13 protein-coding genes and 1 tRNA gene are annotated in these 16,011 nt (G+C 39.7%); 4 read left to right on the top strand and 10 right to left on the bottom strand.

What is annotated here, in order from left to right; genetic code table 11:
* Nucleotides 1-237: 237 nt before the first annotated feature.
* Nucleotides 238-615 carry a CvfD/Ygs/GSP13 family RNA-binding post-transcriptional regulator gene (locus tag FC85_RS06015; RefSeq protein ID WP_057864646.1) on the bottom strand — a complete coding sequence of 126 codons (378 nt, stop codon included), beginning with the start codon at nt 613-615 and terminating at the stop codon, nt 238-240.
* A gap of 144 nt (nt 616-759) precedes the next feature.
* Between FC85_RS06015 and FC85_RS06010 the strand changes: the two genes are divergently transcribed.
* Nucleotides 760-1,419, top strand: coding sequence for a VTT domain-containing protein (locus FC85_RS06010; RefSeq protein WP_057864645.1), 660 nt, complete (start codon nt 760-762; stop codon nt 1,417-1,419).
* A 41-nt stretch (nt 1,420-1,460) separates the two neighbouring features.
* Nucleotides 1,461-1,548 (top strand) — tRNA-Ser (locus FC85_RS06005).
* Between the two features lie 420 nt (nt 1,549-1,968).
* Here FC85_RS06005 and FC85_RS06000 read toward each other — a convergent pair.
* From FC85_RS06000 to rnz, 4 genes are all read right to left on the bottom strand, one after another.
* On the bottom strand, nt 1,969-2,487 hold the full coding sequence (locus FC85_RS06000) for an adenine phosphoribosyltransferase (RefSeq protein WP_057864644.1): 519 nt from the start codon (nt 2,485-2,487) through the stop codon (nt 1,969-1,971).
* 17 nt (nt 2,488-2,504) lie between these two features.
* Nucleotides 2,505-4,835: a single-stranded-DNA-specific exonuclease RecJ gene (gene recJ / locus FC85_RS05995; RefSeq protein ID WP_057864643.1), complete on the bottom strand. Its 2,331-nt coding sequence runs from the start codon at nt 4,833-4,835 to the stop codon at nt 2,505-2,507.
* A 14-nt stretch (nt 4,836-4,849) separates the two neighbouring features.
* Nucleotides 4,850-5,263 (bottom strand): lipopolysaccharide assembly protein LapA domain-containing protein, encoded by a 414-nt coding sequence (locus FC85_RS05990; protein ID WP_057864642.1) that lies wholly within the window; start codon nt 5,261-5,263, stop codon nt 4,850-4,852.
* 190 nt (nt 5,264-5,453) lie between these two features.
* Nucleotides 5,454-6,389, bottom strand: a complete 936-nt coding sequence (gene rnz, locus FC85_RS05985) for a ribonuclease Z (protein WP_057864641.1) — start codon at nt 6,387-6,389, stop codon at nt 5,454-5,456.
* A gap of 453 nt (nt 6,390-6,842) precedes the next feature.
* Here rnz and FC85_RS05975 point away from each other — a divergent pair, with 453 nt between their 5' ends.
* Complete coding sequence (locus tag FC85_RS05975; protein WP_057864639.1) at nt 6,843-7,604, top strand: hypothetical protein; 762 nt, start codon at nt 6,843-6,845, stop codon at nt 7,602-7,604.
* 143 nt (nt 7,605-7,747) lie between these two features.
* On the opposite strand, the gene FC85_RS05970 is transcribed toward FC85_RS05975, so the two are convergent.
* The 5 genes from FC85_RS05970 to FC85_RS05950 all read right to left on the bottom strand — a co-directional run bounded on the left by FC85_RS05970 (nt 7,748) and on the right by FC85_RS05950 (nt 15,589).
* Nucleotides 7,748-9,682, bottom strand: coding sequence for an acyltransferase family protein (locus FC85_RS05970; RefSeq protein WP_057864638.1), 1,935 nt, complete (start codon nt 9,680-9,682; stop codon nt 7,748-7,750).
* Between the two features lie 31 nt (nt 9,683-9,713).
* Complete coding sequence (gene obgE / locus FC85_RS05965; protein ID WP_057864637.1) at nt 9,714-11,015, bottom strand: GTPase ObgE; 1,302 nt, start codon at nt 11,013-11,015, stop codon at nt 9,714-9,716.
* A 130-nt stretch (nt 11,016-11,145) separates the two neighbouring features.
* Complete coding sequence (gene uvrC / locus FC85_RS05960) at nt 11,146-12,978, bottom strand: excinuclease ABC subunit UvrC (protein ID WP_057864636.1); 1,833 nt, start codon at nt 12,976-12,978, stop codon at nt 11,146-11,148.
* 402 nt (nt 12,979-13,380) lie between these two features.
* Nucleotides 13,381-14,130 (bottom strand): amino acid ABC transporter ATP-binding protein, encoded by a 750-nt coding sequence (locus tag FC85_RS05955; protein WP_057864635.1) that lies wholly within the window; start codon nt 14,128-14,130, stop codon nt 13,381-13,383.
* A complete protein-coding gene (locus FC85_RS05950; protein WP_057864634.1) occupies nt 14,120-15,589 on the bottom strand; it encodes an ABC transporter substrate-binding protein/permease in 1,470 nt (489 codons plus the stop codon). The genes FC85_RS05955 and FC85_RS05950 overlap by 11 nt, the downstream gene beginning before the upstream one ends.
* Before the next feature lie 200 nt (nt 15,590-15,789).
* On the opposite strand from FC85_RS05950, the gene FC85_RS15890 reads away from it, so the two are divergent.
* Nucleotides 15,790-15,957, top strand: coding sequence for an SPJ_0845 family protein (locus FC85_RS15890; RefSeq protein ID WP_169788441.1), 168 nt, complete (start codon nt 15,790-15,792; stop codon nt 15,955-15,957).
* Nucleotides 15,958-16,011: the final 54 nt, after the last annotated feature.

The following is a 16,011-nucleotide window of genomic DNA, read 5'->3' as shown; positions in this document are numbered from 1 at the left end:
ACACATTCGTTTGTCGAAAATTTTGTTCAGTTTTCAAAGGTCTACCATCGTCATCGAAGCGCTTGCTTCTCGCTTTTGACAACTATTTAATACTATCAGATTTTGAATTGAAAATCAAGAACTTTTTTCGCGTTTTTTTTATGAATGAAACTGACGAACAAAGCAATCTGATATTTGACAACGAAAAATAGTTTACCAATTTATACGAACTGGGTCAAGTACTTTTTGAAAGATCAATCAGAAAAGTTTCTTTGCCTCAATCAGCCATTTATTGCGAGCCCTTGAAATAGTTGAAAAACCAATTGATTGACGGTAATTTGTCCAATAGTGAATTCGTTGTGGACGATTATATTTTGACTGCTGAAAAACGTCAAAATTAACAATTAACGAACGAACTGACAAACTAATTTTTCCTGAAAACTGATCGATATCGATAATCAACGGCTCAACTGCGTCACCAATTTTAAAAAGTTCGTAAATATCTGATACGTATCCAGCCTGACACTCGGATATGTGAATCAATCCCTGCTGATGATCACCCAGATCAACAAAAACACCATAAGGCTGAACACCAGTAACTTTTCCTTTAACACGCATTCCAATCTTTAAGCGCATATTATCCCTCCCTTAAAGTGCTTGAACAAAATCCATCAAGTTCATTCGAAAAAAGTTGTTTTTTGGTAAAGCTCTTGCCCATGATTATAAAATACAGATTTAATTTGGTAAAATCAATTTAAAATATCTGGAAGGAATGATTTTGTGAGTGCTTTGATCGATTTTATCCTGCACATTGATGATCACCTCGTAAATATTGTAAATACATTTGGCAACTCGACCTACCTAATTTTATTTGCAATTATTTTTATTGAAACAGGGGCGGTTATCTTCCCATTCTTACCTGGTGACTCACTATTATTTGCCGCGGCTGCTCTTGCCGCAAATGCCAATTACGACTTAAATATCGGGTTGTTCATTATTGTCTTCTTAGTGGCATCAATTGCCGGAGACTCACTGAACTTCTTCTTTGGAGATAAATTTGGTGATCTTATCCCACGACATCGAATACTAGGTAAATTCATCAAAGAAAAGGATCTCGAAAAGGCACGACTTTTCTTTGATAAATATGGCGCTTGGGCAATATTTCTTGGCAGATTTATGCCAATTATTCGGACCCTGATTCCTTTTGTTTCAGCAACAAGTAATTTTCCATACGCGCGATTTGCAAAATATAACATCCCCGCCTGTGTTAGCTGGGTCGCTATCTGTTGTGGTGCAGGATACTTTTTTGGAAACATTCCAATTGTCAAAGAAAACTTTTCCATGGTTATCATCGGAATTGTCTTAATCTCGTTATTACCTGCCATCTTTGGATTCATTAAAGCAAAATTTATGCCATCTAAACAGGATAACAATTTATAATTTACAACGAGGGTGACAATTGATATAATTGTCTTTGTTGTGGTGAGTTGGCAGAGTGGTAATGCACCGGACTCGAAATCCGGCGAACCGGCTAATACCGGCGCGCAGGTTCAAATCCTGTACTCACCTTAACTTTGAGTCACCGAAACATTAATAGGAGCTAAAACAAATATTGAATTTGTTTTAGCTCCTATTTTTCAACCCAAGATACTTAACCCTTAATTTAGACGAAGTGCTAATAAAATCAGCTACAGTATCAATTTTTATTAGAAGATACAAACCAATTAGTCTACACTTGTTAATCAAAACGACAAGTTCTCAAAACTTTATCGGATAAACCCGCCTACTGTTAGTTTTATCTTCACTCCAGTATTAAACTTTAGCGAAAAACACCCGACTTCGATCAACATTTCATAGAAACAAGCATATCCAATAAAAAATCAGATCTCTTAAATCACCTCGTACCCCAAGCATTTTGAATCAAACTAAAAGGCGTCATGACAAGTCCACATTTGGGTAGTCATGACGCCTCATTTATTTTAAAAAAATCTAATAGCTAAGTAATGTAAAGAAATCATAATTCTTAACCTTGTCACGACCTTTAAGATCAGAAAGTTCAATCAAAAAAGCCGTTCCAACAACAATGCCACCTAATTTTTCAACTAATCGAATTGTCGCGTCTATTGTACCTCCCGTGGCAAGTAAATCATCGGTTATCAAAACCCTCTGACCAGGTTTAACCGCGTTTGTACGCAAATACAGAGACGATTTACCGTATTCCAAGCCATAGCTTGCCTCAATCGTCTCACCTGGCAGCTTATTTTTCTTGCGGGCAGGAGAAAAGCCAACTCCTAACTTATAAGCGACGGGACAGCCAACGATAAAGCCACGGGCTTCGGGGCCAACAATCATTTCAACATTCCGATTACGGGCAAATTCAACGATTTGATCGGTGGCTGCACGATATACATCACCATTCTCCAAAAGTGGCGAAATGTCTCGAAAAAGTATTCCGGGTTCGGGGAAATCTGGGTATGATGCAATATATTTTGAAAAATCGATCGACATATTCTTTCTTCCTTTCATCAGCTGTCCAAACAATTTTCGACAAAGCTGACTAACTCATGAGTATTAGAAACCAGTAATTGTTTCTCAGTTTTTAACTGCTCTTGTCTCAAATGATAGCTGGGTGCCGTCTTTAAATCACGACTTGCATAGTGTGGGTTAATGTTAATCACCCGATTTTTGATTGTGATAAAGTCTAATTCCAAAAAAACTTGAATCATAAAAACAATCATTCGCGATGCAATGTTTAATTGCTTAGATAGTTGTGCTAATTGCGATGCAATATTGATATTCGGATTCTCTTTTACGAACCTAAATAGTTTAGCATAAGAATTCCGATCTGGCATCCCCAAATTTGATACCAATTGTTTCTTATAAAGATAAAGAACCGTAGTCTTTGGCCGACATCTTTGCAAAACCTGTGTCAAGTCATCAATCACATCAGGACAATCAACGACAAATAAACGTTTATCCGGGATCTTTTGGTCAACCAACTGATCGTACATGACACCCTTGGCTTCAGCATCTAAATACGGCTTTAATTTAACCAATGTTTTTTCATGAAAAAAAACATATGTCCCCGATGTGGTAAACATCTGTTGATGTAGAATCTGGGTTCGGCGGTCAATAACCGGCGGAACGGTTTGTTTAAGATCATCAACCATCAATTGTAGCGTTGTCCGATTGTTCCAAGTATTCTCACCAATTTGCCCGACAACTTGAAGTTGATCTGAACCACTTTGAACTTGACCGGCAATTGACCCTCTTCCAAAAGCAATTGCAACTAATCGTTGATCACCTTGGCAGAGCGTGAATTTTAGATGATCAGAATTTTTCCCCATTGTTTTAATATCAAGAATTTGATTAAAGCCAAATTTAAATGTCGGCTTCGGATTATCCTGCCCAAAGGGAGCCAATATTTTCAACTTATCAACAAATGTCGGCGTCACCTTGGCAACTGGTAAATCCCCAGTAATCGGAAGTTTAGGCTTTGTCGTCAAATCAAGCTGCTGATCCTTTGCGGCCTGTTCTAACTGTGCTTTTAAAACCGCAAGTTTATCCGCATTGATTGTTAAGCCAACCGCAGAATGATGGCCGCCAAACCCAATTGTTTGATCACGAATTGGATCAATCGCCGCGAATAGATCGAAAGAATCAATACTGCGACCCGATCCTTTAATCTGATCAGTGCCGGCTAATGTCGTCAATACCAATGTTGGTCGCCCGTATTTATCAACCAACCGACTGGCAACGATCCCCAAAACGCCCTGATGCCAATCCTTACCAACCACTACGAGGGTAGCTCGATTGGTTAAGTCGTCCGAATTTTCAACCATGGTCACAGCTTGCTGATAAAACTGATCAACTAGCGATTTACGCAAATCATTTTGATCATTGGCAAATTTTGCCAGTTTAGCAGCTTGATCCTCATCAAAAGTCGATAATAGTTCAACACCAACAGTCGCATCCTTAATTCTACCAAGAGAGTTGAGCCGAGGCGCAATGGCAAAACCGATATCTTGTTCATCAAAATGAGCCAGATCAATCTTAGCTGCTTTGATCAAAGCTAGGAGACCTGGCCGTTGACTATTTTTAATGGCATCAATACCAAATTTAACAATGGCCCGATTTTCGTCTCGTAAAGAAACCACATCGGCAATCGTCCCAATTGAGGCGAGGTCAATGAGATCACTGGGCAATTCATCCAACAAAGCCTGGGCAACTTTAAATGCCACTCCTGCACCACACAAATCACCAAATGGGTACGCCCGACCCTGCTCATCCTTTACACGGGGATGAATAATTGCAAGCGCATCCGGTAGAGTCTCTGGTAGTGAGTGATGATCCGTGACGACGACATCACAATGATTTTCGTTAGCGGCAGAAATTGCGTCAAATCCCGCTACACCATTATCAACAGTAATAATCAGCGAAGAACCATTTTGAATGATTTGCTTAAAGGCATCGACATTAGGCCCATACCCTTCTTTAAACCGGTTTGGAATATAGTAATTGACGTTGGCGCCAAGATCATTTAAAACTTCATACATAATTGTGGTACTCGTAATGCCATCCGCATCATAATCACCATAAATCGTTATTTGTTCGCCGTTTTCAATGGCCTGCTGAATTCTCAAAATTCCCTTTTTCATATCGTGCATCAAATAAGGGTCATGAAAATCATCAGTCGAAGGTGTCATAAAGCTCTGAGCGGCTTGCGATGTTTCAATTCCCCGTTGAATCAACATTTCAGCAATTAATGGTTCAATATTTAGTTGTTTTGCAAGTTGAGTGACTTTTTGTGAGTCATCAACCTTATTAATGTGCCAATCATACTTTGCATCAATCATTAAAACACGCTACCTTACTTTTGAGATGATAATTTATCCGTCAACTTGGTAATTTCTGCTTCTAAGTCGCTAATTTGTTGATCTTTCGTTCCTAATTCCTGCTTACCATATGAATTCTTTAATCGGGTTTCTAACGATTTAAGATGAGTTGTCAACTGATCAATCTGATCCCGTAATTCGTCCTGTTTTTGTTGGCTTTGGTTCTCTAACGCACGATAGCGACGATTCTTTTTCACACTTTGAGTCGATGAAAACAGAAAAATAATCAAGGCACCGATTAACAGGCAAATTAAAATTAACAAGACTAACGGCATGCGGACAGACGTAAAACCAAAACTGACCGAGACCCGCTCCAGATTCATAAGCGCAAAAACAGCAATTAAAATAATTAGAACAATGCTGATAATCGTGGCAACTTGTTTTTTCACAGCAATTCCCCCTTAAACTTGAAAACCTTCCAAATAAAGGAATAGTCACTGATTATAAGCCAAATATTCAAGATGACTAACCCATGACAAATGACAATGGCTTAGTTGAAATAAAACTTAATACGAGGTCGGAAGATAGAATAACCACTACCAACCCTATCCCCATTTATCATAAACCACTATCGGCATATTATTTGTTAAACGGTACGTCAACTACATCAAAGTCTTTAACAACCTTGGTATTTGGAAATATTGTTTGGGCCTGTTTCTCTAAATCGTATGCCATCCTTCCAGTGTAACGAGCTGAAATATGATTTAGCAGCAACATCTTAACACCAGCCCGTTTGGCGATTGCAGCCGCCTGCATATTGGTTGAATGAAAATAGCTTTTAGCCAGTTTATTTTCACCCTTTCCAAAGGTACTTTCGTGGACCAAGACATCGGCGTGTTCAGCAAGTCTAGCCGCATTTTCGGTTTTCCGTGTGTCACCAATAATTGTTACAATTCGGCCGGGCTGTGCCGGGCCAATCATTTGCTTACCATCAATCGTGCGACCATCAGCCAATTTAACAACTTCGCCGCGTTTTAAACGACCATAAATTGGGCCGGAAGGAATCTGCAACTTGGCCAACCTGTCAACCATCAGCTCACCGGGATGATCATGTTCGACAACCCGATAACCAAAACTGGTAATCCGATGGTCAAGTGGCGCTGCGTAGACTGAAAATTTGGGATCTTCAAAAATCAGACCATCCGTGCTATTTGGGAGTTCATGAAAAATAATTCGATATGCCAGTCGACTTTCAGAGACCTTTAAACTCACATTGACATATTCCTTAATTCCTTTTGGACCGTAAATGTCCAAAGGCCCATTGCCCCCCTGAAACGAACGGCTGCTCAATAAGCCTGGAAGGCCGAAAATATGGTCGCCATGGAGATGACTAATAAAAATCTTGTCTATCTTTCGCGGCCGAATCGTTGATCGTAAAATTTGATGCTGGGTACCTTCGCCGACATCGAACAACCATACTGAGTTTATTTCATCTAATAACCGTAATGCCAGGCTCGAAACATTGCGAAACTTTCCTGGAGAACCAGCTCCAGTTCCTAAAAATTCAATTTGCATGAATACCGTTTCCTTAATTTTTAAAATCGAATCAGTCAAGATGTTTCTAATGATAAACCAAACAGTGATCGTCCAAATTTATCAACATCTTGAAATAACCTTTTCAATTGTATCATATTTTTATAGAATTAATCATGAAGAGGAAGTGAGCAATTATTAATTTAAGTGAATTTTATCGTGCCAGCAGTACCCTAAATCCAAAACTAACCTTACTCATTTCAAAGGGGAAACACTTTGTCCCAATCACGCAACTAACCATCGCTGAGGATTCGTTATTGTTAGATACCAAGGATCAATTCAGTGGTGGGCCAGCTACCATTACCTTGGATCAATTTTTAACAAGAACCAGTCATTTGCCGCTTGCTACAAATTTGAGGACGTCAAACAACCACGCATTGCTTTTTGGGTTTAGAATTGTTAATAGATCAATTGTCTTTTATTAGGGGAAAAATTATGAAAAAAAATGGATTAATCTTAACACTTTGTGCCATCTTGATTGTGACATTAGCTGGCTGCGGCCATAGCAGTCAGAACAACCAATCAACCAATAAATCTGCTTTAAGTGCAAAAATGCAAAACGACAATTCCGAGTCGTCTTCTAGCCAGTCGCAACCAGCACAACCCAAAGTAAATCTGGGTAAATATCAGTATCAAGTCCCCAAAAAGGAACAAGCCAGCAAGAACTACGTCAAGAACGGCAATTTAACGAATCAGCATCAATTTAGTTATGATCGTTTTGGAACTAAGCAGCGGCTAACCCAATCAACTACCCAGCCCAAAACAATCATAGCCGGCAGCATGGCCTACCAAATCAACAAGGTTAGAATCTTAAAAAACACTGCCAAAACATTAGCGGCAAAACAAGCAGTCGAGCAAGCTTTAAACCTTCCGAATGTTCCTGATACTTATTATACATTTGTCGTCAATTACACCATCACTAATCATCACCACTTTGAGATTGGCCTCAACGGCGTTAATTTTGTGAAAACCGATCAAGGTCAAACACTAGCAACCACAAATCAGCTAACTGATTCGTCAGCTGGCAGTAAAATATCCGCTAATCAATCGCGTTCATTTGTGATGACCGGTTATCTTTACCATTTTGCTGTTGATCCAGCAAAAACATTAACGATTCATTTCGGTCAAACGTTTGATAAAACTGGTCAAAAAATTGACAATGCACCTGAAAGACCACTCGTAGTTAATTTGAACTAAAAGAATGTGACATCAAATTAAAATATGGTTCTTTTATGAGTCAACTAAATAGCCCGCACATCCTTAATTCAAGGAGTGTGCGGGCTATTTTAATGGCATCTTATCAAAATCGGTTTTAATTAGCTATCAGTTTCAACGTTACACTACTTCATCATTAAATGCTTGCTTATTTCTCTGGCAATTAAATGCGTATAGTATATGTTCCCCTTCGGATTAGGATGAACATTGTCGCCCCAGAACCAATCCGTTTGATTGAAACTATACCGATGCCAATCGATAACATAGAAATGTTTGTACGTTTTTGAAGCCTGATGAATCGTATTATTTACTTCGGTTTCCCAATTTCGGGTTGGAACGTGGGTAGTCACCCAGAAAATCCGGTGTCCTTTGCCAACTGTCTGGACAACTGATTTCACTTGAGCAGGCGTCATCGGCGCATTAGTTCCCAAATTGATTAACACATTTGGCGCTAATTCATTTTTACGCTTCAGCTCCTTTAAAACATCCCCAGCCTGCCAAATTTGACGGCCAACCTTAGCTGATACATATGCCTGTTTAAAGACGGTCTGCAGATCGTGACTGTTATCAGCCATAATTGAATCACCAATGGCCGTTAACGGTTGATGAGAAACAGTTAAATATTGCTGCTTCGTTAATTGATACTTCTTGGCAATCTTATATTGCTTAATCGTCAACTTTTTATTAAGGAGATGTTTCATCCGCTTCTTGCTGGCAGCAATTTTGCGAGCTTTTCTTTGCTTGGCTAACGCTTGCTTGTTATGCACATTGGCACTGCTTTGATTTTTAAGAATACTTTCCTGAAGCACATTTCGGCCAGCCTTGGTTGGCGCAATTGCACTTCCGTATAAGCAGACCCCAACTAAAATAACTGCTGGCGCCAACCAGAGCCGCTTCAAACCATATTTAGAATTCGGTTGGACAAACTCGTAAATGGTTTCTCCAAGTTTGCGATAATTGTAATGCCGTAATGGCCGTTCGATGAATCGATACGATAATTCGCTAATTCCCATAATCAAAAGAATCTCAATTACCGCATGAGTGATGGGGTGAGAAGCAATATCCGGAACTCGCATTTCATAAAAAATCATTACCGGAAATTGATATAAATAAATCCCGTAACTTCTGGTTCCAATCCAAGAAAAAACCGGATTGGTCAACCAGCGATTAACGTCAGCGCCAGGATGCGCACAAGTCGCAATCAGTGCCATTGATGCAATCGCCATAATGAACATTCCGCCACGATACGTAAATGTATTTTGACCAGCCAGCTCAAAGTACAAATAAACCATTAGCAAAAATGATCCAATTCCTAAACCATCCAAAATTAATCTGGAGCGCCGATTAATATGCTTTCGTAGATGGGCAGATGGCCACACAATCGCCAAAACCGCACCAAAAATAATCGAAAACATCCGGGTATCAGTTCCGTAATAAACTCGGTTTAATGTGCTTGGCCCGGTATAAATGAATCCCATTAACAATGCCGAAATCACCGCAAATGCCAACAGAATATAGGCAATCGTTTTCTTTTTACGAATAATCAAGACCAGTGCAATTAAGATTAACGGCCAAATGAGATAATATTGCCCTTCAATTGACAAAGACCACAAATGCGTAAAAGGTGATTCACCATTAAAACGATCAAAATAGCTTTGTCCGTGACCAACTTCCCACCAATTATATAAATACACAAGATTTGAAGAAATAATCGAACGTAAATTAGTCAGTAATGATCGTTGAAATAACGTTATGTAGGTGCCGGTTCCTACCAGCATAAACACCAGCGCGGGATATAACCGTTTCAGTCTTCTTGCATAAAAGCCCAAGAAATCAATTCTGCCATTCTGTTCCCACTCTTGCAACAGTAAATCGGTAATGAGATACCCAGACACAACGAAGAAAGTCGGCACTCCCAAGTAACCACCTTGAAGTTTGTAAGGCAACAGATGATAAATAATAACCCCAATAACGGCAAGTGCCCGGACACCATCAAATCCAGTAATGTAACGACTATGTTTAAGTCGCTTTCCCTTTGTTTTTGTTTGAACTTGTTGCATTGAAATCTTCCCTGTCTTATTTTTCGTTGTCTTATTCTACATAGGTAAATGAGAAATCTAAAATTGTGACCGTATCCCCATCCTTGGCACCGGCTTTTCTTAGGGCGTCATCAATTCCCATGCCCCGCATTTGGCGAGCAAATCTTAACATACTTTGATCATGAGCTGTATCGGTCATCTTAAACAACCGCTCAATCTTATCACCGGAAATAACCCACGAAGCAATCTCTTTATCATAGCCAATTTGGAAATTAGTTGGTGCTTGAGATTGATAATCATATTGCTTTTCGGTTTCGACCGGTTGCTGAAGATCCGAAATGTCAGTTTTCTCCAAAAGATCAGCTGTCATTCGGACTAAATCAGTTAGCCCAGTATGAGTGACCGATGAAATTGGCAGCACTGTCGGTAAATCGTCAGTATCATAGTCAGCCTCCAATTGTGTTTTAAAGGTCTTCAAATGATCGGCTGCATCGGGAAGATCCATTTTAGTTGCCACAACGATCTGTGGTCGTTTTAAAATATTTGGATCATAATCCGATAATTCTTTATTAATCGCCACAAAATCATCGTATGGATCTCGACCCTCGGTTCCAGACATATCCACCAGATGAAGAATCACTCTTGTACGTTCAACATGACGAAGAAATTGGAATCCTAGGCCAACTCCTTTAGACGCCCCTTCAACCAAACCAGGTAAATCGGCTACTGCAAAATCACGGCCGTCATCCAAACGAACCATCCCTAGATTAGGCACCAAGGTTGTAAAATGATAACCGGCAATCTTGGGCTTGGCACTTGTAATAACAGACAGTAACGTTGATTTTCCAGCGGATGGAAATCCGACTAGACCAACGTCGGCCAATACTTTTAACTCCAATTGAAGCATGACTTCCTCACCAGGTTCACCATTTTCAGCAATTTCCGGTGCTGGGTTGGTTGGACTGGCAAAATGAACATTACCACGGCCACCGCGACCAGCTTTAGCGACAATTAATTCCTGATCGGGCTTAACTAAATCACCAATCACTTCGCCGGTGTCCGAATTAGTAACCGTTGTCCCCTCTGGAACTGGGATGACAAGATCGTCAGCACTTCGACCAGTCATTTTCTTATTCGCACCATTGCCGCCATTCTTTGCTTTAAACTTACGGTGATAACGAAAATCCATTAATGTATTCATCCCTGAATCCACCTTAAAAATGACATTACCGCCACGGCCACCGTCACCACCGGCAGGTCCACCGTTTGGAACATATTTTTCACGCCGGAATGCAACCATTCCGTTGCCACCATTTCCGGCTTTTACATCGATTTTTACTTGATCAACAAACATCTTATCACCATTTCAATTTAATCCTAAAGTCGTTACATAACATAATACCTTTGAAGTATACCGAGTTTACTCGGCAAGGTCAAAGGTATCCGAAAAAAAGAATCTTTTATTAACATTTACGATCATCCGGCTATTCAGTCAACTTTTTATCTTGATAGTTAACCACTTTGCGTTCCTTGTCAATTTTACTCAACGAAAACTTAACTGTCTGGGCGACCGTCTGTGAAATACCCAGTGCCCGAATTTCATCAACTGAAGCAGCAGAAATCTTTCTTAAGGACCCAAACTTTCTTAACAGCTTGTTTCGCGTTTTAGGGCCGACTCCGCTAATGGCATCAAGTCGTGAACTCAACGAATTCTTGGCATGAACTTTACGATGGAAGGTAATTGCAAACCGGTGCACTTCATCTTGGATCCTTTGAAGCAGGTAAAATCCCTGACTCTTTGGATCAAGTTGCAGTGGTGTGTCGTTATCACCAAATAACAAGTCTGCAGTTTGGTGATGTTCATTTTTCACCATGCCACCAACCGGAATATTCAACCCCAGTTCGTTAACCAATACATCTTTAACGGCATTCATTTGGATTGTCCCACCATCCATTAAAATTAAATCCGGCATTGGCGCATGTTCCTTTAATAATCTCGTATACCTTCGTCGAATAACTTCGCGTGTACTGGCAGCTTCGTCAGCATGATCAACGGTTTTTAATTTATATTTTCGGTATAAATTTTTATTGGGCTGCCCATCCACAAAAACAACCATGGCTGAAACTAAATCGGCCCCCTGAATGTGTGAATGGTCAAAAGCTTCAATTTTATGACCAGGGGCAATCCCCATCGCATCAGTTAATTCCTTCATAGCCCCCGTCGTTTTACTCTCATCCAACTCAAGCAGTCGGAACTTTTCTTCCAAGACCAGTTTGGCATTCTTACCAGCCATTTCAAGTAAGTCCCGCTTTTGACCACGTTGAGGTGTTCGAACGGGCACATCATCGACAACCCGGCTCACAACATCCGTTGGTAATGAATTTGGCACGAGAATTTCCTTTGGGAGCAATTGATTCTTTTGCTTATAAAACTGAGAAATGAAACTGACCATCTCTTCTTCAGGATCTGTAATGATTGGGAAAAGCCGTTTTTCCCGCTTCATTAATCGGGATTGACGAATAAAGAAGATTTGAATGGAAAGCCATCCTTTATCCATATAATAATTGAAAATATCGCGCGGCGTATTATCATGAGAAATAATTTTCTGCTTTTCGACGGTGATTTCAATATATTTAATGAGATCACGAATTTCAGCTGCCCGTTCATAAGCCATACTGGCAGAGGCATCTTCCATCCGCTTCATCAATAACTGTTTTGCGTGGCCAACATTGCCATTCAAGAACGACTTGATTCGTTTAATCTGTCGATCATAAACTTCCGTTGGAACTACTTTAAAGCAAGCTCCCAAACATTGTCCCATATGGTAATACAAACATGGTCGGTTTTGAAATCCGTTACAGCGTCGCAGAGGATACACTTTTTGTAAAAAGTTGACGGTTTCTTCAGCCGCATACACATTTGGGTAAGGACCAAAATAATAGCCGCCATCTTTTAACAGCGAATTGACGATTTTAATCTGTGGATCACGTTCATTTGTAATTTTGATGTAGGGATACCCATTGTTCCCCTGTTTTAATTTAATGTTAAAGTATGGCCGATGTTTTTGAATCAACGTAATTTCAAGTAAAAAGGCTTCTTTATCAGTTGACGTAATAATTGTCTCAAAATCGGCAATTTCAGAAACCAATCGAGCCGTTTTGCCCTCATGGCTACTCTTAAAATAAGAGCGAACTCGATTTTTCAGATTTTTTGCTTTTCCGACATAAATAATCATGCCATTAATATTTTTCATTAAGTAACAGCCTGGCAAGTCAGGCAGCAAAGAAAGTTTGTGCTCTAAATATTCAGTTGCCACGATAGTCACCCCTTTGAAATATTCACCATAAGAGTATACCTCGAATATATGTTTGCTTCAATGAATCATACTTTCTACGAGTGTCATGGCTTAACAACTCATATCATAAAAAATTGAGACTTTAATTTTGCCGCCGTAATTATCTCAAAATTTGATTCTCAATCGGCAGAACGTGAATCAAAATCACGCAATTAAAGCACCCATTAGATAAAAATCGAGAGGCTGGGACAATAGTCGTTTTGCCCAGTCTCTGTTAGTGTAAACACGATTATTCCCAAGTAAAAACGCGGGACAAAAGGCAACTTCCGGCCGTGTAACCGAATTATCCGATTACACTTTGGAAGTTAAGCGCCTTTTGTCCCGCTCTGTCGATTCAATTCCAGCATTCAAAGTCAGCTCAGCCTAGACACTACCAATAATCTTGCCAATAAAGTCCTTGGCACGGTCGTTCTTAGGATGTTCAAACATGTCATCCGGCGAACTGCGCTCTAGAATATAGCCATCTGCCATAAACCAAACTTCATCTGCCACCGACTTGGCAAATCCCATTTCATGAGTAACCACAACCATTGTCATGCCCTCATTGGCCAGTTCCTGCATAACTTCAAGCACCTCGCCAACCATCTCAGGATCCAATGCGGAAGTTGGTTCGTCAAACAACATCACTTCAGGATTCATTGCGAGTGCTCTTGCAATCGCAACCCGCTGTTGTTGACCGCCGGACAGACTGCTTGGATATGCGTTGGCCTTTTCTTTTAAACCAACCCGATCCAGAAGTGCGATTGCTGTTTTTTCAGCCTCAGCTTCACTCATATGCTTAACCCGAATTGGTGCCAACATCAAGTTTTTAAGAACCGTCATGTTTGGAAAGAGATTAAAGCTTTGAAACACCATCCCCATCCGCTCACGCAAGTCTAATAACTGTTTACTGCTAACATGGGTTAAATCTGTCCCATCGAATTTAACTTCACCTGACGTTGGCTTTTCAAGGAGATTTAAGCAACGCAAGAAGGTACTTTTACCAGCCCCAGACGGCCCAATGACACAAATAACCTGCCCTGATTTAACCGTTCCATTGATATCTTTTAAAACATCGGTTTCACCAAATTTTTTACTTAGGTGATTAACTTCAATTACTTTTTTATCCTGCATGTTTCATCTTCCCTTCATAGTGATTCAATATTCTCGTCAAAGCAAATGTCATGATGAAGTAAAGAACCATTGCAACGAAAATCGGGATAACACCTCGGTACGTGTCCGCTCTAACAATGTTCAATTGGTAAATCAAATCAGTAACACCAATAATAGAAACAATTGAACTTTCCTTAATCAATGAGATGAATTCATTTCCAAGAGCTGGCCAGATATTCCTGAAAGCTTGCGGTAAAACAACATACTGCATCATATCACGCTTCGTTAATCCCAAACTTTCAGCAGCCTCAGTTTGACCAGTCGCGACTGAATTAATTCCGCCACGAATAATTTCTGCAACGTACGCACCACTGTTTAGAGATACGGCAATCATCCCTGAAATCAATGCCGGAATGTTAATAACAACCCCAATTCCAAAGTAGACAAACATCACTTGAACCATTAAAGGTGTTCCTCGAATGAATTCTGTATAACTGATTGCTAAACCACGAACCCATTTTTGTTTGCTGAACCGCATTAAAGCCAGGATGACACCCAGAACAACCCCAAAGAATGTTGATACTAATGAAATCAGGAGGGTGTACTCAACCCCTTTAGCAAAGTATGTCCAGTAGTGAAACATTGATGTATTAACGGTGTTGACTTTCATATACTTACCAGCAGCTGCTAAATATTTATCAGTGAGATGTTTCTTTTGGATTTGATCAACACTTTTATTAACTGCGTTAACCAAACTACCCGAACCCTTTTTAAAGGCCATTGCGGCCCCAACATCATTTTTATTCAAATTATAACCTGAACTAATCATTTTTAACGTTGGATCATTTTTAACATAGGCCTCAGCAGTTGGCTTTTCAATCCCTAAAGCATCAATCTTGTTGGTTTTTAAAGCCAAAACCAGATCGGTTGACTTGTCCATTCCTTTAACTGTTGAATTAGGAATCCGTTTTTTAGCCAAGCCATACTGCAGCGTCCCGGTCTGAGCACCAATCGTGGCCCCTTTTAAATTCTTGGCACTTTTGTATTTATTAACATCCTTTGAATTAATCAGGAAACTTTGACCACCTGAGTAATAAATCTTAGAAAAATCAACACTTTGGCGCCGTTCATTGGTTGGGTTAATTCCCCCAATCGCCATATCTGCTTTCCCAGTCTGAATGGCTACCAACAGTGAATCAAAATTCATGCTCTTCATTACCAATTTGACGTGCAAATCTTTGGCAACTTTCTTGGCAACATCGATATCCATCCCAACCATTTTACTTTTACCATTTTCATTCACCATAAATTCATATGGTGGATAATCAGGACTAGTCACAACGATCAATTCCCCCCGCTGTTTAACTCGCTGTAATGATGTATCTGCGGCGGCAGCATTGCTCGTATGCCAAGCAGCAACAGTTAACAGCGCCATGATCACAATAATTGCTTGAATAATTGCTTTAAAACTCTTCTTCATTAACTTTACCTCTCCCGATTTATAATACACACTAGGTTACACCTTAATCGTAATTTATGCAATATATTTCTATAATTAGTTGTTTTTATACATTCGTTTCACAAAATGTTAAATAATAATCAAAGATAAGCCATCGAAAGTGACATTCAATGGGAATTTTGCTATGATTATGACGTAAATAGGGATAAGGAGATGATTCGATGTCACTTAAAGTTAATCGACAAGATAATTTGGATGCACTTTTTGGCAAATTTGCTGAAATGGATCCACGAGACCCCAAACGTGATAAATTTCTAAAGCATGATAAAAAAGATCAAAATAAAAAACGTAAAAACGAGGAACGACCCAAGAAAAGTAAAAGTAATTAAAAATAGTTCAGAGATATTTCTCTTCAAAAAGAGGGGCTGAGACAAAAGTGATTT

Origin of the sequence: Lentilactobacillus diolivorans DSM 14421, from assembly GCF_001434255.1 — a bacterium.
GTDB lineage: Bacteria > Bacillota > Bacilli > Lactobacillales > Lactobacillaceae > Lentilactobacillus > Lentilactobacillus diolivorans.
Note: the sequence above shows the minus strand (reverse complement) of the source record. Positions and strands in the feature narration are given on the sequence as shown.